27 protein-coding genes are annotated in these 22,807 nt (G+C 60.0%); 10 read left to right on the plus strand and 17 right to left on the minus strand.

Features of this window, described 5'->3' with window-relative positions; all coding sequences use genetic code 11:
• The first annotated feature begins 285 nt into the window (after positions 1–285).
• Positions 286–585, plus strand: coding sequence for a DUF3077 domain-containing protein (locus FQ192_RS03170; RefSeq protein WP_149657329.1), 300 nt, complete (start codon positions 286–288; stop codon positions 583–585).
• An 86-nt stretch (positions 586–671) separates the two neighbouring features.
• Here the strand turns inward: FQ192_RS03170 and FQ192_RS03175 are convergent, their stop codons facing one another.
• Positions 672–2,573 carry a potassium transporter Kup gene (locus FQ192_RS03175; protein ID WP_149657330.1) on the minus strand — a complete coding sequence of 634 codons (1,902 nt, stop codon included), beginning with the start codon at positions 2,571–2,573 and terminating at the stop codon, positions 672–674.
• Between the two features lie 289 nt (positions 2,574–2,862).
• On the opposite strand from FQ192_RS03175, the gene rimO reads away from it, so the two are divergent.
• From rimO to tsaA, 6 genes are all read left to right on the plus strand, one after another.
• The gene (rimO, locus tag FQ192_RS03180) at positions 2,863–4,200 is read left to right on the plus strand and encodes a 30S ribosomal protein S12 methylthiotransferase RimO (RefSeq protein WP_149657331.1); all 1,338 of its coding nucleotides are present in this window, start codon (positions 2,863–2,865) and stop codon (positions 4,198–4,200) included.
• 111 nt (positions 4,201–4,311) lie between these two features.
• The gene (locus FQ192_RS03185; protein WP_149657332.1) at positions 4,312–4,785 is read left to right on the plus strand and encodes a GNAT family N-acetyltransferase; all 474 of its coding nucleotides are present in this window, start codon (positions 4,312–4,314) and stop codon (positions 4,783–4,785) included.
• Positions 4,786–4,867: 82 nt separating this feature from the next.
• The gene (locus tag FQ192_RS03190; RefSeq protein WP_149657333.1) at positions 4,868–5,578 is read left to right on the plus strand and encodes an rRNA pseudouridine synthase; all 711 of its coding nucleotides are present in this window, start codon (positions 4,868–4,870) and stop codon (positions 5,576–5,578) included.
• A 74-nt stretch (positions 5,579–5,652) separates the two neighbouring features.
• Positions 5,653–6,123, plus strand: coding sequence for a DUF1456 family protein (locus tag FQ192_RS03195; RefSeq protein WP_054615966.1), 471 nt, complete (start codon positions 5,653–5,655; stop codon positions 6,121–6,123).
• Positions 6,124–6,316: 193 nt separating this feature from the next.
• Positions 6,317–7,087, plus strand: a complete 771-nt coding sequence (locus tag FQ192_RS03200) for an SDR family oxidoreductase (RefSeq protein ID WP_149657334.1) — start codon at positions 6,317–6,319, stop codon at positions 7,085–7,087.
• A gap of 173 nt (positions 7,088–7,260) precedes the next feature.
• A complete protein-coding gene (gene tsaA / locus FQ192_RS03205) occupies positions 7,261–7,962 on the plus strand; it encodes a tRNA (N6-threonylcarbamoyladenosine(37)-N6)-methyltransferase TrmO (RefSeq protein ID WP_149657335.1) in 702 nt (233 codons plus the stop codon).
• 180 nt (positions 7,963–8,142) lie between these two features.
• Here the strand turns inward: tsaA and fpr are convergent, their stop codons facing one another.
• On the minus strand, positions 8,143–8,922 hold the full coding sequence (gene fpr, locus FQ192_RS03210) for a ferredoxin-NADP reductase (protein ID WP_003443014.1): 780 nt from the start codon (positions 8,920–8,922) through the stop codon (positions 8,143–8,145).
• A 142-nt stretch (positions 8,923–9,064) separates the two neighbouring features.
• Here fpr and FQ192_RS03215 point away from each other — a divergent pair, with 142 nt between their 5' ends.
• Complete coding sequence (locus tag FQ192_RS03215; protein ID WP_178128992.1) at positions 9,065–9,991, plus strand: LysR family transcriptional regulator; 927 nt, start codon at positions 9,065–9,067, stop codon at positions 9,989–9,991.
• On the opposite strand, the gene FQ192_RS03220 is transcribed toward FQ192_RS03215, so the two are convergent.
• The 3 genes from FQ192_RS03220 to FQ192_RS03230 all read right to left on the minus strand — a co-directional run bounded on the left by FQ192_RS03220 (position 9,988) and on the right by FQ192_RS03230 (position 12,032).
• Positions 9,988–10,350, minus strand: coding sequence for a diacylglycerol kinase (locus FQ192_RS03220; protein WP_133837290.1), 363 nt, complete (start codon positions 10,348–10,350; stop codon positions 9,988–9,990). The genes FQ192_RS03215 and FQ192_RS03220 overlap by 4 nt on opposite strands.
• Positions 10,351–10,425: 75 nt before the next feature.
• Complete coding sequence (erdR, locus tag FQ192_RS03225) at positions 10,426–11,076, minus strand: response regulator transcription factor ErdR (RefSeq protein WP_149657337.1); 651 nt, start codon at positions 11,074–11,076, stop codon at positions 10,426–10,428.
• 197 nt (positions 11,077–11,273) lie between these two features.
• The gene (locus tag FQ192_RS03230) at positions 11,274–12,032 is read right to left on the minus strand and encodes a tRNA-uridine aminocarboxypropyltransferase (protein ID WP_149657338.1); all 759 of its coding nucleotides are present in this window, start codon (positions 12,030–12,032) and stop codon (positions 11,274–11,276) included.
• A gap of 190 nt (positions 12,033–12,222) precedes the next feature.
• On the opposite strand from FQ192_RS03230, the gene FQ192_RS03235 reads away from it, so the two are divergent.
• Positions 12,223–12,648, plus strand: coding sequence for a PA3611 family quorum-sensing-regulated virulence factor (locus FQ192_RS03235; RefSeq protein WP_123405872.1), 426 nt, complete (start codon positions 12,223–12,225; stop codon positions 12,646–12,648).
• On the opposite strand, the gene FQ192_RS03240 is transcribed toward FQ192_RS03235, so the two are convergent.
• On the minus strand, positions 12,649–12,843 hold the full coding sequence (locus FQ192_RS03240; RefSeq protein ID WP_054047053.1) for a hypothetical protein: 195 nt from the start codon (positions 12,841–12,843) through the stop codon (positions 12,649–12,651).
• A gap of 349 nt (positions 12,844–13,192) precedes the next feature.
• Here FQ192_RS03240 and FQ192_RS03245 point away from each other — a divergent pair, with 349 nt between their 5' ends.
• Complete coding sequence (locus FQ192_RS03245) at positions 13,193–14,311, plus strand: TIGR00730 family Rossman fold protein (RefSeq protein WP_149657339.1); 1,119 nt, start codon at positions 13,193–13,195, stop codon at positions 14,309–14,311.
• Positions 14,312–14,362: 51 nt separating this feature from the next.
• On the opposite strand, the gene recX is transcribed toward FQ192_RS03245, so the two are convergent.
• From recX to FQ192_RS03300, 11 genes are all read right to left on the minus strand, one after another.
• Complete coding sequence (gene recX, locus FQ192_RS03250; RefSeq protein ID WP_133837286.1) at positions 14,363–14,830, minus strand: recombination regulator RecX; 468 nt, start codon at positions 14,828–14,830, stop codon at positions 14,363–14,365.
• 8 nt (positions 14,831–14,838) lie between these two features.
• Positions 14,839–15,891, minus strand: coding sequence for a recombinase RecA (gene recA, locus FQ192_RS03255; protein ID WP_149657340.1), 1,053 nt, complete (start codon positions 15,889–15,891; stop codon positions 14,839–14,841).
• Positions 15,892–15,974: 83 nt separating this feature from the next.
• On the minus strand, positions 15,975–16,475 hold the full coding sequence (locus tag FQ192_RS03260) for a CinA family protein (RefSeq protein WP_149657341.1): 501 nt from the start codon (positions 16,473–16,475) through the stop codon (positions 15,975–15,977).
• Between the two features lie 79 nt (positions 16,476–16,554).
• On the minus strand, positions 16,555–17,073 hold the full coding sequence (locus FQ192_RS03265) for a lysis system i-spanin subunit Rz (protein WP_149657342.1): 519 nt from the start codon (positions 17,071–17,073) through the stop codon (positions 16,555–16,557).
• Positions 17,055–17,618 (minus strand): glycoside hydrolase family 19 protein, encoded by a 564-nt coding sequence (locus tag FQ192_RS03270; RefSeq protein ID WP_149657343.1) that lies wholly within the window; start codon positions 17,616–17,618, stop codon positions 17,055–17,057. Before FQ192_RS03270 ends, FQ192_RS03265 begins: the two co-directional genes overlap by 19 nt.
• 3 nt (positions 17,619–17,621) lie before the next feature.
• Positions 17,622–17,981 (minus strand): phage tail assembly chaperone, encoded by a 360-nt coding sequence (locus FQ192_RS03275; RefSeq protein WP_256672214.1) that lies wholly within the window; start codon positions 17,979–17,981, stop codon positions 17,622–17,624.
• 107 nt (positions 17,982–18,088) lie between these two features.
• A complete protein-coding gene (locus FQ192_RS03280; protein ID WP_149657345.1) occupies positions 18,089–19,105 on the minus strand; it encodes a phage late control D family protein in 1,017 nt (338 codons plus the stop codon).
• A gap of 9 nt (positions 19,106–19,114) precedes the next feature.
• On the minus strand, positions 19,115–19,327 hold the full coding sequence (locus FQ192_RS03285; RefSeq protein WP_149657346.1) for a tail protein X: 213 nt from the start codon (positions 19,325–19,327) through the stop codon (positions 19,115–19,117).
• Positions 19,320–19,703, minus strand: coding sequence for a phage tail protein (locus tag FQ192_RS03290; protein ID WP_149657347.1), 384 nt, complete (start codon positions 19,701–19,703; stop codon positions 19,320–19,322). Before FQ192_RS03290 ends, FQ192_RS03285 begins: the two co-directional genes overlap by 8 nt.
• Complete coding sequence (locus FQ192_RS03295) at positions 19,703–21,994, minus strand: phage tail tape measure protein (RefSeq protein WP_149657348.1); 2,292 nt, start codon at positions 21,992–21,994, stop codon at positions 19,703–19,705. Before FQ192_RS03295 ends, FQ192_RS03290 begins: the two co-directional genes overlap by 1 nt.
• 128 nt (positions 21,995–22,122) lie before the next feature.
• Positions 22,123–22,722 carry a phage tail assembly protein gene (locus tag FQ192_RS03300; RefSeq protein WP_149657349.1) on the minus strand — a complete coding sequence of 200 codons (600 nt, stop codon included), beginning with the start codon at positions 22,720–22,722 and terminating at the stop codon, positions 22,123–22,125.
• Between the last annotated feature and the right edge of the window lie 85 nt (positions 22,723–22,807).

A 22,807-nucleotide genomic window follows, 5' to 3' on the forward strand; every position in this document is an offset into this window, starting at 1 on the left:
TTTTGGGCACTTTGATGCCTTGTTGCGCTTTTCTTCGACGGGATACTCTCCGGACGTCGCTGACCATTCAGCGATCGGGCTTGGAAACCCGTCGAAATTAGTCGCAACAGCGTGCCCTTCACGATCGCAAAGGCTTTTTATTTTGCGCTCTTGAGTTATGGCGGCTGTGCGCGGGACGTCTTCGGACGTGCCGGTTTCCTAATTTCCCGGTTTTCCAACCCGCGCATAGCTGTCACCCATTCGCTTGGAAACGAATGTGACAGCCCTTCAAATTAGGAATTACATATGACTAAAGTTGATTCGACCGCGATTTCAGAACTAAAAACTATCGGCTTCACCCCCGTCATCTACTGCTCGAACCAGGCGTTATTCAACGTCCGCGCCGGCGTCCCCATCGTTGATGCCTTGTCACAAGCCTGCGACCTGTTATTCCTCGCCAAATCCTTCGCCAAGGAGGCCGCCTACGCCAAAGACACTGACCGCCATGCCTGGGCCGCACATTACCTGACGGCAATGGGCAAGGCCGTGATCGATGATGTGGTGAAGGTGCTGACGCCGCGACCTGCGCGGACCAAGACCGAATAGGAAGTAGAGCGGCCTGAAAAAAAATTAAAGACACAAAAAAACCCCGCCAGCCACAAGGCTGACGGGGGCTTTTTGCTAGCGCCGGTTTACATCTCCACCTGCGTCCCCAACTCAATCACCCGATTCAGCGGCAGATTGAAGAACCGCAAATTGCCGTTGGCGTTCTGCAACATGAACGCAAACAACGCCTCGCGCCAGCGGGCCATGCCTTCGAGTTTGGAAGCAATGACGGTTTCGCGGCTGAGGAAGTAAGTGGTGCGCATCGGGCTGAAGTCCAGGTCATCCAGGTGACACAGTTTCAGCGCTTGCGGCACGTCCGGTTCGTCGACGAAGCCGAAGTGCAGGATGACGCGGAAGAAGCCTTCGCCGTAGGAGTCCACCTCGAAACGCCGGGAGGCCGGGACGCGCGGGATGTCTTCGTAGACCACGGTCAGCAGCACCACTTGTTCGTGCAGCACCTGGTTATGCAGCAGGTTGTGCAACAGCGCGTGGGGCACGGCGTCCGGGCGTGCGGTGAGGAACACGGCGGTGCCCTGGACGCGGTGCGGTGGTTGCACAGCGATGCTGCTGATGAAGATCGGCAGCGGTAAACCACCTTCGTCAAGGCGCTCGACCAGCAGTTGCTTGCCGCGTTTCCAGGTGGTCATCAGCACAAACAGAACGATCCCGGCGATCACCGGAAAGGCGCCGCCCTGGGCGATTTTCGGCACGTTGGCGGCGAAGTACAGGCCGTCGACCAGCAGGAAACCAATCGACAGCGGCACGGCGAAAATCGGCGGCCATTTCCACAGCAGCAACATCACAGCCGACACCAGCACGGTGGTCATCAGCATGGTCCCGGTCACGGCGACGCCGTAAGCCGAGGCCAGGGCGCCCGAGGATTCGAAACCCAACACCAACAGGATCACGCCGACCATCAGCGCCCAATTCACCGCGCCGATGTAGATCTGGCCCTGTTCGGCGCTGGAGGTGTGGCGAATGTGCATGCGCGGAATGTAGCCGAGCTGGATCGCCTGACGGGTCAGGGAGAACGCGCCGGAAATCACCGCTTGCGAGGCAATCACCGTGGCCATAGTCGACAGGCCGACCAGCGGGATCAACGCCCAGCTCGGCGCCAGCAGGTAGAACGGGTTGCGCGCGGCTTCCGGGTCGCCGAGCAGCAAGGCGCCCTGGCCGAAGTAGTTCAGCACCAGGGCCGGCAGCACCAGGATGAACCAGGCACGGGCAATCGGCTTGCGGCCGAAGTGGCCCATGTCGGCGTACAGCGCTTCGGCACCGGTCAGTGCCAACACCACCGCGCCGAGAATCGCCACGCCCATGCCCGGGTGGACGATGAAGAAACGCACGCCCCACACCGGGTTCATCGCGTTCAACACTTCCGGGTGCTGCACGATGCCGTAGACGCCCAACGCACCGAGCACCAGAAACCAGGTGACCATAATCGGCCCGAACAGAATGCCGATGCGCGCGGTACCGTGGCTCTGGATCAGGAACAACGCCACCAGCACCACCAGCGACAGCGGCACCACCCAATGGTCGATGCCATCGAATGCCAGCCCCAGGCCCTCAATCGCCGAGAGCACGGAAATCGCCGGGGTGATCATGCTGTCGCCATAGAACAGCGCCGCACCGATCAGCCCGCAGACCACCAGCAAGGTGCGCAACTTCGGATGCCCCGCCGCCGCCCGCCTGGCCAGCGCGGTCAAGGCCATGATCCCGCCTTCGCCCTGGTTGTCGGCGCGCAGCACGAACATCATGTATTTGAACGACACGACCCAGATCAGCGACCAGAAGATCAGCGCCAGGATGCCCAACACGCCGTCATGGTTGACCGGTACGCCATAGCCGCCGGAGAACACTTCTTTAAGGGTGTACAGGGGGCTTGTGCCGATATCGCCGTAAACCACCCCGACCGCCGCGACCAGCATGCCGATCGGCTTCGCCACCGAATGCTCGGCGCCCGCCGCCTGACTACTTGCCTGACCCATCCACAACTCCTACTACCCAGACTCGGACTTTTTATAAGAAGCACTATGCTTTGCCGTGCAGCATGCGCTGTTTTACTTAAGGTTACAGACGATTTGTTGACTGTAAAAATTCGGTAAAGCGTACCGGCGCGAAGCATAGCGCAGCACTCGTCGTATTTCCCTGCATAAAGCTGGTCAAGTGCGCCTCTCATCGCTAGAATTGCGCACTTTTTGATCAGAGGCGCAACAAAGCGCCCGTTTGTCGCCTTGCCGATCACGGCTGGAGGCGTCACAAATACCGAGGTTAGACATGTCCACCACTCCCGCCACGGCCAATCCAAAGGTTGGCTTCGTATCCCTGGGTTGCCCCAAAGCACTGGTCGACTCCGAGCGCATCCTCACCCAGCTGCGCATGGAAGGCTATGACGTCGTGTCCACTTACGAGGACGCCGATGTCGTGGTGGTCAACACCTGCGGTTTCATCGATTCGGCCAAGGCCGAGTCTTTGGAAGTGATCGGCGAAGCCATCAAGGAAAACGGCAAGGTCATCGTGACCGGCTGCATGGGCGTCGAAGAAGGCAACATCCGCAAGGTGCACCCAAGCGTGCTGGCCGTGACCGGTCCGCAGCAGTACGAGCAAGTGGTCAACGCCGTGCACGACGCCGTGCCGCCGCGCCAGGATCACAACCCGCTGATCGACCTGGTGCCGCCGCAAGGCATCAAGTTGACCCCGCGCCACTACGCGTACCTGAAGATTTCCGAAGGCTGCAACCACAGCTGCAGCTTCTGCATCATCCCGTCGATGCGCGGCAAACTGGTCAGCCGTCCGGTCGGTGACGTGCTCGACGAAGCCCAGCGCCTGGTCAAGGCCGGCGTCAAAGAGCTGTTGGTGATCTCCCAGGACACCAGTGCCTATGGCGTCGACGTGAAGTACCGCACCGGTTTCTGGAACGGCGCGCCGGTGAAAACCCGCATGACCGAACTCTGCGAAGCTTTGAGCAGCCTCGGTGTCTGGGTCCGTCTGCACTACGTTTACCCGTACCCGCACGTCGACGAGCTGATCCCGCTGATGGCCGCCGGCAAGATCCTGCCGTACCTCGACATCCCGTTCCAGCACGCCAGCCCGAAAGTCCTGAAAGCCATGAAACGCCCGGCCTTCGAAGACAAGACCCTGGCGCGGATCAAGAACTGGCGCGTGATCTGCCCGGACCTGATCATCCGTTCGACCTTCATCGTCGGCTTCCCGGGCGAGACCGAAGAAGACTTCCAGTACCTGCTGAACTGGCTGACCGAAGCGCAGCTCGACCGCGTCGGCTGCTTCCAGTACTCGCCGGTTGAAGGCGCCCCCGCCAACCTGCTGGACGCGGCCATCGTGCCGGACGACGTCAAGCAAGACCGTTGGGACCGCTTCATGGCGCACCAACAGGCCATCAGCTCGGCACGCCTGCAACTGCGCGTCGGCCGTGAAATCGAAGTGCTGGTCGATGAAGTCGACGAGCAAGGCGCCGTTGGCCGCTGCTTCTTCGATGCCCCGGAAATCGACGGCAACGTGTTTATCGACAACGGCAGCAACCTGAAGCCAGGCGACAAAGTCTGGTGCAAAGTGACCGACGCCGACGAATACGACCTGTGGGCTGAACAGATCTAAACGCAAAAAATACGAAAAGCCCCGCTCTCTTGACGAGATGCGGGGCTTTTTTACGTCTATCGTTTTGTGGAGAACGGATTCGCTTCATTCATCCATGAGAGGCAGGCGGGCATGCGCCACCATTCGGCCATCCACACACCGAAACACAGCGACTACGAAGAACTCACCCAAGTGTGGGAGGCCTCGGTGCGCGCCACCCATGACTTTCTGCCGGACAGCTACATCGAGCTGCTGAAGAACCTGGTGCTGACCCGCTACCTCGACGCGGTGATGCTGATCTGCACCAAAGACCCGCGCCAGCGCATTACCGGGTTCGCCGGCGTGGCGGCGGGCAAGATCGAAATGCTCTTTATCGACCCGGCCCATCGCGGCCAGGGCCTGGGCAAACAGTTGCTGCGCTATGCCCTGGAAAACCTGCACGCCGATGAGCTGGACGTCAACGAACAGAACCCGCAGGCGCTGGGCTTTTACTTCAAACAGGGGTTCGAGGTGATCGGTCGTTCCGAGCATGACGGCATGGGCCAGCCTTATCCGTTGCTGCACATGCGCATGAAACAGGCGAATCAGCGCGTTCAACGCGGCTAAAAGCCACATGGCGCAAATGGACCCGCGATTAACCGGCGCCCAGCAGGTACAATGCCCACCCCTTTTTTGTTACGGCCCTGTCATGACTGACCCGATTCGTCTCTCCAAACGCCTCATCGAACTCGTCGGCTGTTCCCGTCGGGAGGCTGAGCTGTTCATCGAGGGCGGCTGGGTCACCGTGGACGGCGAAGTCATCGACGAGCCGCAGTTCAAGGTCGAGAACCAGAAAGTCGAGCTCGACCCCGAGGCCAAGGCCACCGCGCCAGAGCCGGTGACCATTCTGTTCAACGTGCCCGTGGGCATGGATGCAGACACCGCGATGGCGAGCATCAGCGCCGAGACCCTGAGCGAAGAACACCGCTTCAGCAAACGCCCGCTCAAGGGCCACTTCCTGCGCCTGACCGCCAGCACCGACTTGCAGGCCAATGCCAGCGGTCTGCTGGTGTTCACCCAGGACTGGAAGATCCTGCGCAAGCTGACCGCCGACTCCGCCAAAATCGAGCAGGAGTATGTGGTCGAGGTTGAAGGCGACATGGTGGCTCACGGCCTCAACCGCCTGAACCACGGCCTGACTTACAAGGGTAAGGAACTGCCGGCGGTGAAGGCCAGCTGGCAGAACGAAAACCGTCTGCGCTTTGCGATGAAGAACCTACAACCGGGCGTGATTGCCCTGTTCTGCCAGGCCGTGGGCCTGAAGGTCGTCGCTATCCGCCGCATTCGCATCGGCGGCGTGTCCATCGGCAAAGTGCCGCTGGGGCAATGGCGCTACCTGTCCGGCAAAGAGAAGTTCTAAGACTTTTCACGCCGCCCTACCTTTCGGCGCCGCTGCTTATGCGGCGCCCACTGCCGATATCAGGATTGCACACCATGATTCATAACGACGTACTGCGCAGCGTGCGCTACATGCTCGACATCAGCGACAAGAAAGTCATCGAGATCATCAAGACCGGCGGCATGGACGTGTCCATGGAAGACCTGCTGACCTACCTCGACAAGAAAGAGGAAGACGAAGAAGGCTTCGTGCGCTGCCCGGACGAAGTCATGGCGCACTTCCTTGATGGCTTGGTGATCTTCAAGCGCGGCAAGGACGAAAGCCGTCCGCCGCAGCCGATCGAAACCCCGGTGACCAACAACATCATCCTGAAGAAACTGCGCGTGGCCTTCGAACTGAAGGAAGACGACATGCACGCGATCCTCAAGGCTTCGGAGTTCCCGGTGTCCAAGCCTGAGCTGAGCGCGCTGTTCCGCAAGTTCGGCCACACCAACTACCGCACCTGTGGCGACCAGTTGCTGCGTAACTTTCTCAAGGGCCTGACCCTGCGCGTTCGTCCGCAGTAAGTCCATCGCCCCGTAGGAGCAAAGCTTGCTCGCGATGGCGTTTTCGAAATCGCCATCGCGAGCAAGCTTTGCTCCTACAAGGGCAGCGGCAAGCGCAACGTCGTATAGAGCTTCATTCCTCGCAAAAATAGTGGCTCCGCTTCCGGCGGCTGACGACTAGGGTGTATTGACCCTTCAGTTTTCAGGACTCGCCATGCACCCCTACTTTTCCCTGCAAGGCCGCACCGCTCTGGTGACCGGCGGCACCCGTGGTATCGGCAAAATGATCGCCAAGGCTTATGTCGAGGCTGGCGCGACCGTGTACGTCTGCGCCCGGGATGCTGAGGCCTGCCTGCAAACTGCTGAAGAATTGAGTGCGTTCGGCCTCTGCCACGGTATTGCGGCGAATCTGGCGACCGAGGAAGGCGTGCTGCAACTGGCCACGCGCCTGGGCGAGCAGATTGAACATCTGGATATTCTGGTCAACAATGCCGGCACCACCTGGGGCGCGCCGCTGGAAAGCTACCCGATCAAGGGTTGGGAAAAGGTCATGCAGTTGAACGTGACCTCGGTGTTCAACTGCATCCAGCAATTTTTGCCGCTGTTGCGCAAAGCAGGTTCCGAAGCCAATCCCGCGCGAATCATCAACATCGGCTCGGTGGCGGGGATTTCATCCTTTGGTGAGCAGGCGTATGCCTACGGGCCGAGCAAGGCGGCCCTGCATCAATTGTCGCGGATCCTGGCGCGGGAGCTGGTCAGCCAGCACATCAACGTCAATGTGATCGCGCCGGGGCGCTTTCCGAGCAAGATGACGGCGCACATCGGCAATGATGAGCAGGCGCTGGCGCAGGATACGGCGCTGATCCCGATGAAGCGCTGGGGCCGGGAGGAAGAGATCGCGGCATTGGCGATCAGCCTGGCGAGCACGGCCGGGGCTTATATGACCGGGAATATCATCCCGCTGGATGGTGGGTTCAGCCTCTGACTCGATCTGTGGCGTCTGATCGTTCCCACGCTCCGCGTGGGAATGCAGCCCGGGACGCTCCGCGCCCCAAAGCGGACGCAGAGCGTCCAATGAGGCATTCCCACGCAGAGCGTGGGTACGATCTGTGGGTGGGTTATCATGCCCGCCTCTTCCCCCGCTTCGATCCCCCAACCATGACCTACAGCGTTTCCCCCATCGGCTTCGTGCGCTCCTGCTTCAAGGAGAAATTCGCCATCCCGCGCCAACCGCAACTGGCCCCGGCCGCTCGCGGTGTGCTGGAGTTGGTGGCGCCGTTCGATCAGGGCGACGCGGTGCAAGGGCTGGAGCAGGTCAGCCACGTCTGGCTGCTGTTCCTGTTCCACCAGGCCCTGGAAGAAAAGCCACGGCTGAAAGTCCGCCCTCCTCGTCTCGGCGGTAACAAATCCATGGGTGTGTTTGCCACTCGTGCGACCCATCGGCCTAACGGCATTGGTCAGTCCGTGGTCAAACTGGACAAGGTTGAAGCCAATCGGCTGTTTATCTCCGGCATCGACTTGCTGGACGGCACGCCGATCCTCGACATCAAACCCTACGTGCCTTACGCCGATATCATCGACAGCGCCTCCAACAGCATCGCCAGCGCCGCGCCGCAGTTGATTCCCGTGCAGTGGACGGATGGAGCACTGCAACAGGCTCACGGGCATGCTCAGCGTCTTGAAGAGCCGCTGGTTGAGTTGATCGAGCAATGCCTGGCACAAGACCCACGTCCGGCGTACCAGATTCCCACGCCGGAACGGGAATATGGCGCGCAATTCTGGGATCTGGATGTGCGCTGGCATTACCCGGAGGCCGGGGTGATTCGCGTCCTCGAAGTCATCCCCATCTCTCACCCGTAGGAGCAAAGCTTGCTCGCGATGGCGCTCTCAGGGACGCCATCGCGGGCAAGCCTTGCTCCTGCAGACTTTGCGTCCGGGCATAAAAAAGCCCCCATTGCCTGACTGGCAACGGGGGCTGATCGTTCCCACGCGCTGCGTGGGAATGCATCCAGTGACGCTCTGCGTCACCCGGATAACAGCTTACTTCTCGACGAACGCCCGCTCGATCAGGTAATCACCCGGCTCACGCATCCGCGGCGAGACTTTCAGGCCGAAGCTGTTCAGCACTTCGCTGGTCTCGTCGAGCATGCTCGGGCTGCCGCACAGCATGGCGCGGTCGTCCTGCGGGTTGATCGGTGGCAGGCCGATGTCGCTGAACAGTTTGCCGCTGCGCATCAGGTCGGTCAGGCGACCTTCGTTCTCGAACGGTTCGCGGGTCACGGTCGGGTAGTAGATCAACTTGTCACGCAGGGCCTCGCCGAAGAACTCGTTCTGCGGCAGGTGCTCGGTGATGAATTCGCGGTAGGCGACTTCGTTGACGTAGCGTACGCCGTGGCACAGGATCACTTTTTCGAAACGCTCGTAGGTTTCCGGATCCTGGATGACGCTCATGAACGGCGCCAGACCGGTACCGGTGCTGAGCAGGTACAAATGTTTGCCAGGCTTCAAGTCGTCCAGCACCAACGTGCCGGTAGGCTTCTTGCTGATGATGATCTCGTCGCCTTCCTTCAGATGCTGCAACTGGGAAGTCAGCGGGCCATCAGGTACCTTGATGCTGAAGAACTCGAGATGCTCTTCCCAGTTCGGGCTGGCAATCGAGTAAGCGCGCATAAGCGGGCGGCCATTGGGCTGTTGCAGGCCGATCATCACGAACTGACCGTTCTCGAAGCGCAGGCCCGGATCGCGGGTGCACTTGAAGCTGAACAGAGTGTCGTTCCAGTGATGAACACTGAGGACACGCTCGTGGTTCATGTTGCTCATGTACGTGGGACTCCTGGAGATTGGGTCTGCGCTGCTCTTCTAAAGAAAGAGAACCAGCCGCGCGCAATTGCATCGCATTCTAATGGCAGCCACAATATCTGTTAACTGGATTATTAAGATAAGGGTTATCGGTTATATAGATATGCGATTTACTCTACGTCAACTTCAAGTCTTCGTCGCCGTCGCACAGCAGGAAAGCGTATCCCGTGCTGCGGGCCTGCTCAACCTCTCGCAATCGGCGGCCAGCACCTCGATCACCGAGCTGGAGCGTCAGTCCAGCTGTCAGCTGTTCGACCGCGCCGGCAAACGGCTGAGCCTCAACGCCCTCGGTAAACAGCTATTGCCCCAGGCCGTGGCGCTGCTCGACCAGTCCAAGGAAATCGAAGACCTGCTCAACGGCAAGTCCGGTTTCGGCTCCCTGGCGGTCGGCGCGACCCTGACCATCGGCAATTACCTGGCGACGCTGCTGATCGGCAGCTTCATGCAGCGCCATCCCGAAAGCCAGGTGAAGCTGCATGTACAGAACACCGCCAACATCGTGCAACAAGTCGCCCACTATGAAATTGATCTGGGTCTAATCGAAGGCGACTGCAGCCACCCGGACATCGAAGTACAAAGCTGGGTCGAGGATGAGCTGGTGGTGTTCTGCGCGCCCCAGCATCCGCTGGCCAAACGCGGCATCGCGACCATGGAAGAACTGAGCCATGAGGCCTGGATCCTGCGCGAGCAAGGCTCTGGCACACGGCTGACCTTTGACCAGGCCATGCGTCACCATCGCAGCTCGTTAAATATTCGCCTGGAGCTGGAACACACCGAAGCGATCAAACGCGCGGTGGAATCCGGCCTGGGGATTGGCTGCATTTCGCGGCTGGCGCTGCGTGATGCTTTCCGCCGCGGCAGCCTGGTGGCGCTGGAGACACCGGACCTGGACCTGGCCCGGCAGTTCTATTTCATCTGGCACAAACAGAAATTTCAGACGCCGGCGATGCGCGAATTCCTCGACCTGTGCCGCGCCTTCACCGCCGGGGTGCAGCGCAGCGACGAGATCGTGCTGCCCACCATCGCTTAAAGCAGAATCACCGCCCACACCAGCGCAATCATGGTCAACGCTACGAACTGCGCAGCGCTGCCCATGTCCTTGGCGTTCTTGGACAGTGGGTGCAACTCAAGGGAAATGCGGTCGATGGCTGCTTCTACCGCCGAATTGAGCAACTCGACGATCAAGGCCAGCAGGCACACGGCGATCAGCAGCGCCTGCTCGACCCGGCTGACGTTCAGGAAGAACGAAATCGGAATCAGGATGACGTTGAGCAACACCAGTTGCCGAAACGCCGCTTCACCGGTAAAGGCTGCGCGCAGGCCATCCACGGAGTAGCCAGAGGCGTTGAGGATGCGTTTTAGGCCGGTCTGGCCTTTGAAAGGTGACATAGGGTAGGCAACTGACCAAAAGGGAGTGGGAAAGCTAGAGTAAATAAGGTCAAAAAAGCGTGAATACGTAGCGCTTTAATGGCTGGCAATTGACTCAAGTTGTTGCAAGAGCAACGCCGCCTGGGTCCGGGTCCGCACATTGAGCTTGCGGAAGATCGCCGTCACATGCGCCTTGATCGTCGCTTCTGACACGCTCAACTCATAGGCGATCTGCTTATTCAGCAACCCTTCACAGACCATAGTCAGCACCCGGAACTGCTGGGGCGTCAAGCTCGCAAGCCCCTCACTGGCCGCTTTGGCTTCGGCAGACACGCTGACCGCTTCGAAGGCCTGGGGCGGCCAGAAGACGTCGCCATCGAGCACCGCACGCACGGCTTTCTGAATGACACTCAGGTCGCTCGACTTGGGAATGAAACCGCTGGCCCCGAATTCACGGGACTTGACCATGATCGAGGCTTCTTCCTGGGCCGAGACCATCACCACCGGAATCTGCGGGTACTGACCGCGCAACAACACCAGCCCGGAAAAACCGTAGGCTCCCGGCATGTTCAGGTCCAGCAGCACCAGGTCCCAGTCGGATTTTTCGTCCAGGCGGGTTTCCAGTTCGGCAATGCTCGCCACTTCCACCAGACGGACATCCGGGCCCAGGCCCAGGGTCAACGCTTGGTGTAATGCACTTCGAAAAAGAGGGTGGTCATCGGCAATCAGGATTTCGTATGTGGCCATTTTTCAAATGATCCTGTTTTTCAAGCAACTCAAGGTACAGCCACGGAGCTGGACCAACAGGGCACGTTCAACGCCAATTACGTGATCACACGGCGTTTCAAACTCTGGCCGCGCCCTAATCGGCGCCAAGCATGCCCAGCGAAGACGGGGTGGTCAAGGTGCTTGGCCGGTACAGTTCTTTGCAGTATGGGCGACAATCAGCCGATGACCGGAACCGTTTTCTGCACGAAGGGCATCAGCTCGGCGTGGGCCGGTGTTGCAACGTTCATATCCAACTGGTGCTTGGCGTCCAGGTAATGCTGGCTGAACACGTCGAAGTAAGCGTCCAGCGCCGAGGCCGCGTCGGTATCGCCCGCCAGGTTCAGGCACAGCGCCGCCACTTCGGCGGTGCACAGGTGCTCGCTGCGGGTCGAGCGGCGCAAGCGGTAGCGGGAGAGTTTTTCGGGGAGCAGGCTGAGGATCGGCAACCGGTCGAAATAGGGGCTTTTGCGAAAGATTTTCCGGGCTTCGGTCCAGGTCGCGTCCAGCAGAATGAACAATGGCCGCTTGCTGCTCTCAAGGTCGACGGTGTTGGTCACGCGCTCAGGCTCGACGTACTCGCCCGGAAACACCAGGTAGGGCTGCCATTGCGGGTCGGCCAGCAGGTCCAGCAGCTTTTGATCGGTTTCCGTGCGCGACCAAATGAAGGCATGGTTGTCACGCACGACGTCAGCAATCAGCCAACCGGTATTGCTCGGCTTGAACACTTCCTTGTTGGTCATGATCAGGCACACGCCGGAACGGGTCTCGACCTGCGGACGCCAGGCGCACAAGCAATGGCTCTCGATCACTCGGCAGGCACGGCAACGGGTTGCGCGCCAGCCGCGCGCCTGAATCGGCTTGATACCCTCCTCTTCGCGCTCATCGCGCAAGCGGGCCACGGCGTTTGCGGCAAAGCCTGGGAGTTGAAGGTTCATCGCAGGCGACGCCGACAGGTAAGGAAAATCGACACAAGAAACACTCGGCAGGGTGGAAAGTGCCGGCAGTTTATCAGAGCGGCCGGCGCAAGCCTGTACCGTCCGGGCCCGCTCCCCTATAATCCGCCGCCACTGAACGCACAGTCACGTGACGGGTCGAACCAACCAGTCACTGAACCAGGAGAGTTTCATGCTGCGCCTTATCGTTCCCACCGCTGCCGTTCTATTGGCGTCGTCCTTCAGCGCTCAGGCTGCTTCCTTGAGTGAGCAGAACCTCAACAGAGAGCTGCGCAACGTCGCCGTCCAGAGCAGCGTCGGCACACCGCGGGCGATCAACGAGGACATTCTTGATCAAGGCTACACCGTCGAAGGCAATACGCTGATCAACCACTTGAGCGTACAAAGCAGCCACGCCGACAAGATGCGCGCCGATCCGAAAGCCGTGTATTTCCAGCTGGGCGCCTCTGTCTGCAACAATCCATCGTTCCGCAAACTGATGGCCAAGGGCGCGGTCATGCGTTACGACTTCACTGAGGTGAAGACTAACCGCTCGGTCGGTTCCGCCAGTTATCAGGAATCGGATTGCCCAAAAGCAACCCCGGCCAAGAAGAAGTAATCATCGAGAATTGGCGCGCCGCTGTTCATCCTCGGCGCGCAGTTCTGCCAGCAAGGCCTGCAAATAACGGGAACGGCGCTCGCCCCCACCCAAACGTCGGCAGCACTCCTCTTCAAGACTCAAATGATTGGTCTCGGCTGACGATTTCAATAATCGATACAGTTGCGCATCGATCTCCAGAATCAATCTGGCCATGATTTCCCGCCTCCCTGCCCACTCAAATCCCTGAACCGCATGAACTTCGCGTACTGCCTTTGACGCAAAGTTGTCGCGTCACGCCTGTAATTTAGTAAATCAGAGCCACAGCCAGCGGGCCTGCGTTCAGACGAGCGGTGAAACCACCTTGCAAATCGTCAATAAGCGGTTGCCAGGAAAGACTTAGCGGCGCAATGATCAAGGCAGCGCAATTGATCCAGAGGAACTAGATTTAGCGTATTCACATTGACTGCCAGGCCGAAAAGGAGCGGCCCGCTATGCGTTTGTTGTTGCGAAGGTTTTTTTCACTCGCTGGAAAAAACACAGCCTGAATGCAAGGAGAAGTTGAATGCCTTACCAACCGAATGACCTCCTCAGCCGTCATTTTGAAGAAAGCGGCCACGACCTCACCAGCAAGGTCGAAGAGCAACTCAACCTGGTTTCACCCAATAGCCCCAACATCCCGATTTACCGCGACATGATCCTGACCGTGCTGCGCATGGCCCAGGAAGATCACAACCGCTGGAACGCCAAGATCACCCTGCAGGCCCTGCGCGAACTGGAGCACGCGTTCCGTGTGCTGGAGCAGTTCAAGGGGCGGCGCAAAGTCACTGTGTTCGGCTCGGCCCGTACGCCGATCGAACATCCGCTGTATGGCATGGCCCGAGAGCTCGGCGCTGCGTTGGCACGCTCGGACCTGATGGTCATCACCGGTGCCGGCGGCGGCATCATGGCCGCCGCCCATGAAGGCGCGGGCCTGGAACATAGCCTGGGGTTCAATATCACCCTGCCCTTCGAGCAGCATGCCAACCCGACCGTCCAGGGCACCAGCAACCTGCTGTCCTTCCACTTCTTCTTTACCCGCAAGCTGTTCTTCGTCAAGGAAGCCGACGCACTGGTCTTGTGCCCGGGCGGTTTCGGTACGCTGGACGAAGCGCTGGAAGTGCTGACGTTGATCCAGACCGGCAAAAGCCCATTGGTGCCGGTGGTGTTGCTGGATACGCCGGGCGGCACGTTCTGGCAGGGCGCGCTGGACTTCATCCACCATCAACTGGAGGAAAACCGCTACATCCTGCCCACCGACATGAAGCTGGTCAGCCTGGTCTACAGCGCCGAAGAAGCGGTGGAGGAGATCAACCAGTTCTATAGCAACTTCCACTCCAGCCGCTGGCTCAAGCATCAATTCGTGATTCGAATGCATCATCAGCTCAGCGATGGCGCGCTTGAACACATGCAGACGGCGTTCGCCGACCTGTGCCTGAGCGACCACTTCCATCAGCATGTGTATAGCGGCGAGGAACACGATGAGCCGCAGTTCAGCCATCTGGCACGACTGGCCTTTACCTTCAATGCCCGTGATCATGGGCGCTTGCGGGAGTTGGTGGACTTCATCAACCTGCCGGAAAACTGGGCGCAGCCCAAACCCCAGGCGCAACAGCGCACCCGGGAACCGTCCAAGGTGACGTAAACAACAGGCAAAAAAAAACGGCCCGCTATCGAAATAGCGGGCCGTTTTTATTTAGTCGTCCATCCCTCGACCGCTGAACAAGCGGTTGATCATCTCCATGGAAAACCCCCGATAAGCCAGGAAGCGCCCTTGCTTGGCGCGCTCGCGCATGTCTATCGGTAGATGCCCGGCAAACTTGCGCCGCCAGGTGTCTTCCAGTTGTTCCTGCCAGTTGATACCGCTTTCGCGCAAGGCAAGCTCGATATCGGGACGTTGCAGGCCGCGCTGGCCCAGCTCTTCGCGAATGCGCAAAGGGCCATAACCGGAACGGGCACGGTAGGAAACGAAACTTTCGAGGTAACGGGATTCGGACAGCAAACCCTCTTCCGTCAACCGGTCGAGTGCTGTGTCGATCATTTCCGGGAGGGCGCCGCGCTGACGCAGTTTACGCGTCAGCTCGACCCGACCGTGCTCGCGTCGTGCGAGCAGGTCCATGGCGGTTCGCCGCACTGCGACGAGTGTATCGAGTACGGCGGTCATCGGATCAATCAGATATCAGCGTCGGCCAAGTCACCAGCCGTCTCTTTGACTGGCGATGCTTTGACGTCCGGTGCTGGAGTCAGCAGCTTGTCACGCAGCTGCTTCTCGAGCTTCGCGGCGATTTCCGGATTGTCTGCCAGGAACTTGGCCGAGTTGGCCTTGCCCTGACCGATCTTGGTGCCTTCATAGGCGTACCAGGCACCGGACTTCTCGACGAAACCGTGCAACACACCCAGGTCGATCATCTCACCGTTGAGGTAGATGCCCTTGCCGTAAAGAATCTGGAACTCGGCCTGACGGAACGGCGAAGCGACCTTGTTCTTCACAACCTTGACGCGGGTTTCGCTACCGACAACCTCGTCACCTTCCTTCACCGCACCAGTACGACGGATATCCAGACGAACCGAAGCGTAGAACTTCAGCGCGTTACCACCGGTGGTGGTTTCCGGGCTGCCGAACATCACGCCGATTTTCATACGGATCTGGTTGATGAAGATAACCAGGCAGTTGGCGTTCTTGATGTTACCGGTGATCTTGCGCAGCGCCTGGGACATCAGACGGGCTTGCAGGCCCACGTGCATGTCACCCATTTCACCTTCGATCTCGGCCTTCGGCACCAGAGCGGCGACCGAGTCGACGATGATCACGTCAACCGCGTTGGAACGCACCAGCATGTCGGTGATTTCCAGGGCCTGCTCGCCGGTGTCCGGCTGGGAAACCAGCAGGTCGTCGACGTTGACGCCCAGCTTGCCGGCGTACTCAGGGTCGAGGGCGTGTTCGGCGTCGACGAATGCGCAGGTGGCGCCGGCTTTTTGAGCCTGGGCGATCACCGACAGTGTCAGCGTGGTTTTACCGGAGGATTCAGGACCGTAGATTTCAACGATACGACCTTTTGGCAAGCCGCCAATGCCGAGCGCGATGTCCAGACCCAGAGAGCCAGTGGAGATAGCCGGGATCGCCTGACGGTCCTGATCGCCCATACGCATTACGGCACCCTTGCCGAATTGACGTTCGATCTGACCCAGGGCCGCAGCCAAGGCTTTCTTCTTGTTGTCGTCCATTAAAGTCCTCACGTAATCAATAAGGCCTGACGGCCAACACCTGTATAAGTAGCCAGTATTATTCCACAGCGTTTCAGGATCGCCTACCCCTGATTTGAGATTTCTCCAGTGGCATGGCGCAGCAGCCCCTCTAGCGCGGCCTTGACCGTTTGTCGGCGGACCTCGTCGCGGTTACCAGGGAAGTGCTGGACCTCACTGAACACGGCCTCCCCAACGCCCCAGGCCAACCAGACGGTCCCTACTGGCTTGCTCGCAGAACCACCGTCCGGCCCCGCCACACCGCTGACCGCGACGGCAAACCGCGCGTGACTTTTGTCCTGCGCGCCACGGACCATCGCCTCGACCACCTCGCGACTGACCGCCCCCACCGTCTCGAACAACCCCTCGGGCACATTCAGTTGCAAGGTTTTCTGGCGATTGGAATACGTCACATAGCCGGCCTCAAACCACGCCGAACTCCCGGGAATGCGGGTGATCGCCTCGGCGATTCCGCCGCCAGTGCAGGACTCGGCCGTGGTGACGTGGGCATTGAGAACTTGCAGGCGCCTGCCAAGTTCAGCGGCCAGTTGGGTGATTTCTTTCACGGTCCTCTCCTGATCGGGCTGAATGGAACCACCGTACACGAGCACATCGCGCTTGCAAGATACAGAACCGATCAAAATGTTAGCGAGCGATGGCCTTGATATAGGCCTGACAAGCCTGCAAGGCAATCAATCCGCGATCGCCGGCGTCGGTGATGGCGATAATTCGTTGAGCATGCGCCGGGTCAAGTCGGGCTCTTGGGGTGCCATGATCCACGCCGCCGGTGCCGGCGGCGGTTGGCATTGCACAGCTAGCGGCAACGTCATGGGCATCGAGGAGGACTGACAGGCGCACATCAGCAGTGGCAAGACGATCGCGCAGGCGACCTTGATCACGTTGGGCATCGCTAAGCGCTCGATAATGGGTTTGTTCACTGGCCGACAACTGTTGCTCCAGGGCCAGACGCTTGTCCTGCTCGGCCTGTTGTTGCGTAGCGGCGGCCTGGGTCAGCTGATTCAGCGTCTCGGTCTGCAACCTGGCTTGTTCCGCCAGTTGCCCGCCATAACGCCAATCCTGAACCTGCCAGACCAGCATCGCCGAGAACCCGGCCAACACGACGACGCCCATCTCTCGCCAGGAGATCAGGCCGAAGGCTGGCATAGCACCGCCCTCGCCCGCGCCCAGAGTTGCAGGCGATCCTCGAGCCCATTCAACCCGCCGTTGATCCGGCGCGTGATGCTGTTGAACTGGTCGCGGTCGGCCAGTTCGTTGAGGCCGTTCAGCTCCCAGAACCAGGCGGCGGACTCGGCGGCCCACTGCGGCTGCTCCAACAGTTCCGGCAGCGCCAGCAGACGCTCATCGCCAAACAGGCCGAGGCTGCACTCTCGGTAATTGCTCCGACCGGTAATCTGGATCAGGCCACGACCGCGGTATTTCTGGCCATCACCATCAGCCTCTGGAGTGTTGCCCAAACGCAAGGCCAGGGTGCCGGTGTCGTACTTGCTCAGATACTGGTTGTTGCCCAGTTCCCGCACGTACTGCAACTGCCCCGATTCGTGGCCGACTTGGGCGAGGAACGCGGCGATGCGTTTGGGGGTGTTGATGTTGCGGCGGGTCACGGCGGTGTTGAGAGGGGAAATGAAAACGCCCGCTTGGGAGCGGGTGTTGGGGAATATCTGTGTCAGTTGCTGTTGTTCAAGAGGCATTGCTCACACTCCTTGGAGCATTCTCATCAGCCAATCCGGGGCCAATGGTTTCGTGGTTTTTTTGGGGAAACCGGGGCGCTGAGGCCAGTCCCGCAATTCCTGTCGATACTCAATCAACTCGTAAAAATCTTCTGTCGTCAGTGTGAGCGGGATACCCGCTGCGATTTCATCACGATCTCGATCCAGCAGCCACTGACTGGCCATAAGTTGTTCATTTCGCCATTTGCGCGCCGCATCTCGCAGGTTGTTTTCCACTTGATCTTTATTAATCACCTCATCGGCAACCCCAGTGTTCCAGGAAATATCATCTGCTGACTGCTCCTTAACCCCAGCAGCGCCGACTGCACTTTTCAGATAATCCACAACTCCCCCTATCCACCAATTCATAAGGAGTGACCCGCTAAAAGCAGCGCCACGGATTAAAATCCAACGATTTTCATCACGCCAAACCCGGGCATGACCGGCTTTCGTTACTGCCCCGGATCCAGGCAATGGGCCGTAACAACGCATCGATAGCTTTCCTTGCGGGTGCCACTGGCCGTCAGATTGTTAATCGACCATCGACCCTGCATGATTCGGGGCCAACTGGCGTCCAGATGAATAACCCCCTCGGCCGCCAGGTCCGGATGCCCAGGACAAGTAATGGTCAGCGTGTAAGCCTCACGCTCCAGCCGACGCAACTCACCCTCGACGGCGGCCTTGGCCTGGTCTTCATTCTGAAAACGCCGTGGGAATGTCTTGAACGGCTTGATACCCCGGTGAAACTCACGCACCTTGCCGGCCGCCGCGTCCCACCAAGTGGCGATACAACCCTTGAATTTCGACCGGGCCTTTTCATCGATAGTGGCGCTGATAAAAGCCTGGTCGCCTGGCCGGTTGTCCTTTGTCACAGAGAGCAGCACTTCGGTGACGGTCTTCCCGGAAATCGACGTCAGTTGACCGCGCAAGGCCAACACATACAGGCCATTCACCGGTTTAGTGACTGCGCCATAGATGCCGGCGACGCGCGTCAGGAAGCCCATGTCCGTTTCGTTGCACTGGTCGATATGATCAATTTTTTGTGTCTCCAGCAGCGGTGCCACACGCGGTGAAAACCCATGCCGCATGGTCAGCTCGCGAAACAGCGCACCGAGTGTCGTGGGGCCGTAGCTGGCGGATCGGCGCTGCATGAACTCAGTCTCATCGTGCTCGCTGAAAGGCGCCGACATGGCGACGAGCGACAACTGCAAGGGATACAAGTAGGGGGTGCGCTGGGTGATGACAAACACACCCTTGTCCACCAGGCCCGACTCTTTGTAACCCACCTGAAAGCCGATCCTGCCGCCCAGGCTGGGCAGGCCCTCCAGCCCTTCAAGATCGATGAGGAGCTTGATCTGGTCGGACTGGATCCCGGAAGCATCGATATATTCCCATTGCACCAGCCGCTCGTTGAGCAGCGCAGCATTGGCCCCGTAGATTTGCACGGCGGGCGTAAATCCAAGTGTCATACGTCCTCCTTAATCCCAGGCCGACACGGGAGCCGTGGCCGTCGTCTGCGTGGTCATCTCGGGCAGCACCACCCAAACTCCCGCCGGCAAAACCGCCCCTTGTTCGGCCAGGGTCGGATTGAGTCGCCAAAGGGCTTCCTCGGCGGCGTCGTCACTGCGGCCAAGCTCACGAAAGAGCAACAGGTTGACCGAGTCGCCGGCAATACTCCTGACCCTACGCATGGATGAACTCCGTCAACTCGATAGCCCAGGCATTCAACATCGCGGTCCCGTCATCAATGATCTCGCTTTGGGTTTCCGTCACGCTGGTTATTCGCCACAACCCCCAGTTGCGCCCGATACCGTCAACCAATGGCAGCGGCACGCGCAGCGCCTGCAGCGCACGCAACTCGTCGAGTCGTTCCATGGCTACCGCATACATCGACTTCCCCGTGATGCTCAGCGTCTCCAGGGCCTGTCCGACCTGACTGGATTTAGGCTTGCTGATGAGGATGTTCAGATCCACCCAACCGCCGTCCGTCTTACGAACCAGGCCGCTGTAGGCGAAGTCTCTGGACAGGCCAAAAATGAAGCTGCCCAGGGCCATTTGCTGTCGCATCAAACACCTCCATCAGTCAGGGCCGCATTACGTCGCGCGGCGAGTGGATTGCCCATCATCATGGGCACGAATTGCGCCTGAATCGTTTGGGTGACCAGGTTGGCGATCTGCCTGGCCTGGGTCGGATCCTGGCCAGTGATGTGAATGACCGGCGCGAAGTTGATCTGCCGGTTATTCGCCTGGGCGCCGACCAGGTTTTTGCTCACCTGGTCCGGCGGGTCGAGGCGGTCGACCGGCCTGCCGAGCTTCTCGCCCAGCCATGAACCAGACCTATGCCCGACCTCACTGCCCGCTGCGCCGCCCAACACCCCGCCGAGCAACCCGCCAACGACGGTCATCGCGACCGGAAAGATAAACGTGCCGAGTGCCGCGCCCGCCGCGGCCCCGGCGTAAGAACCCGCCAGCCCACCCGCTGCCGAGCCGAGGCCGCCGCCGACCAGTCGGGCATCGTTCTTGCGGACACCTTCGGCCACTTCAAGGCCGGCATCGACCAGCACCAGCGGACGGGCCAGCGGGCCCGCCACGCGACCAATCCTGGTCCCCTGGCTTATCAAGCGCCGGCCGGAGCTGGACATCAGGCCCGCCATCCGGCTGTTGGCGACGGAGGCAAGCGCTCGGGCTCGGGCCGTCACGTCAGCCTGAACGGTTTGAAGTCGGGTCAGCGCCAGACTACCCAGCGCCGATGCCCGGCTCATCAATCTGCCGCCGAGACTGCCCGCGCCAGCGCCACTGCCGGTGCCTTGGCCGGCGCTGCTACCGCCTCCCCCGCCCAACCAGTCTTTGACCTTGTCGACGATTTTCACGCCCTTGAACGCCGCGGCGCCCACCAGGAGTGCGCCGGTCGCGACCGGGAATGCTTCGGCAAAACGGCTAAGGCCATCAATGGCCGCACCGGTTGGCGCCAGCAATGCATCGAACACCGGCAGCACCGTGTTGCCGCTCGAGGTCTTGAGACGGTCCAACTGGGCGTTGAAAACGTTCCAGTGCGATTGCGAACTGTCCGAGAGTTTCAGCGCCGATTGCTGGGCCGCTCCCTGATCGTGCAGCTCTGACGTCGCATACTGTTTTTTGTTGGCGACCAACGAAAAGGCACGCTCGACTTCGCTCGTGTTCTGCAGCATCTGCAAGATCGGTCGGTCGACCGAGAACAACTGCGTGGCCAGCCCTGCGCGTTCCGCGGCGGGTTGCGCCTTGAGCGCCTCGAGTACCGAAACGATGGTGGCGGGTGCGTCCTGTTGCATCCCACCCGCCAGCGCCTTGGGATCGAGCCCCAGTTGCGCCCAGGCGGCTTGCTGACCTGGCGTCGTCGCCTCGCCCCGCGCCAGCGTCGTGGTGATTTTCTCGAAGGCGACACCCGCATCGGCCGGTTTAACGCCCGCATTGAGCAAGGCTGCCGAGAACGCAGCGGCTTGTTCGGGGGCCAATCCTGCGTTGGTCGCTGCGGCTCCATAGTTGCCGAGAATGGCGCCGATATCCGCCTCGGAAGCACTCAGACTATTGCCGAGCACACTCGTGGCATCCGCCAGATCCTGAGTCTGCAAACGATCGAGGTTCATCGAGGTGCGCCAGCCGATCAACAACTCGGCGGCATCCTGGACCGGCAGTTTGAACGCCGACGCCGTGATCGCCGCATCGCGGGTGAACTCGACAATCGTGGCCTGCCGGGCAACCGTATCGACGTTGCCTTGTTTGTCGCGCTGGTCGTTACCTACGCCGGCCTTGGCCGCGGCGTATTCGACCCGCGCCAAATCAACGGCTGTTGCCTTGCTCGGGGCCACCAGCCGCTCACTGGCCATTTTCTCGTTGGTGATTGCCAATGCCTGGCGTTGATCGCCCTCAAAGCGAATCACCAACCCAAGCTCGGCCATGGCCGCATCCAGACTAATCGCGGGCCTGAGGGGCTCATACGGCGGATTGTCACCGCCCGCACCCTTGGTTTTCTGTGCATCGCCAGAGCCTGAACTGCCCGTGGCGGCAGGCTTGTCATTCATCGCCTGCAACAGCGACCGCTGGGACGAGATCGACGTATTGATCGACTCAAGCACGGTTCTGAGCCGGCCCTGCTCCGCCGACAATGAATTGATTTCCAGACTGGCTTGCGTCAACGCCAGACTCAGCCCGGTAAACGCCTGATTTAAACCGGGCATTGGCTGACCAGCAGCCGAAGCCAGCTGTTGCGAACCGGCAGACGCATCAGGTGGCATCTGATCGGCGGTTTTGCCGGCGCCACTCAACGCCCAGTCGTCTTGATTGACTGCTGTGAACTTGAGCGAATAGGTATCTTCCGCCATCCCGCTCTACTCCTGTTTCACGCCAAGGCGAGTGATCGCGATGTCGTAGCGGCGCAAGGCCTTGCCGGCGTCCCACTCCAGAATCTCCGCTTCACTTACCGGGTAAATGAGCGGCACCACATCGAGGATTACTTCGATGTCGCGCTCCGAAAGAAGGCCGCCGGTTTGTTTAAAAAATCGTCGATGCGTACCTGCAACTGCGTCCAGTCGGGGACGGTCAGCGCGGCCAGATCGGGCAGCATCAACCCGGTGCAATGCGCGGTGATGAACTCGGCGCGCTCCTTGGCCGTCTTCAGTTTTTTCATGGCTTTGGTGGCGCGCAGCACGGGCATTTCCAGGCTAAGCGAGATCATGCTGCGGCCCGCCACGTTGAGCGGTTGCAGCAGTCGCACCTGATCGGGATCGTCCGACAGCTCGACGTCCGATACTTCATCAGCCTCGCCAGCCTGTTGCAGAAAATACGACGTTGGCTGAGTCGACATCTCGTGCACGTACTGCGCGATGCTCACGTAGTCCGGGCGCTTGAGCTGATCCAGTTCCTTGATCGACAGGCCCGTGGCCAACTTCGCCAGCTCGAAAAACTGATCGTCCTCATCCTCGCCGGCACGAGCCAGGGCCTCTTTTTGCGCGGCGTAAAACAGCGGCTTGAGTTGGATTTGCTCGATCTGCGACTCGTCGTCACTGGTGATCGGCGACAACAGGACATGTTTAGGAGGCATCCAGGACATGAAAGAAAATTCCTTATGGGTACAAAAAAGCCGCCCGCAGCAGACCAGGAGATCGGCGGGTGAAGGCGGCCAGACAGGAAGGTGT

This window comes from Pseudomonas sp. ANT_J12 (genome assembly GCF_008370045.1).
Classification (GTDB): Bacteria; Pseudomonadota; Gammaproteobacteria; order Pseudomonadales; family Pseudomonadaceae; genus Aquipseudomonas.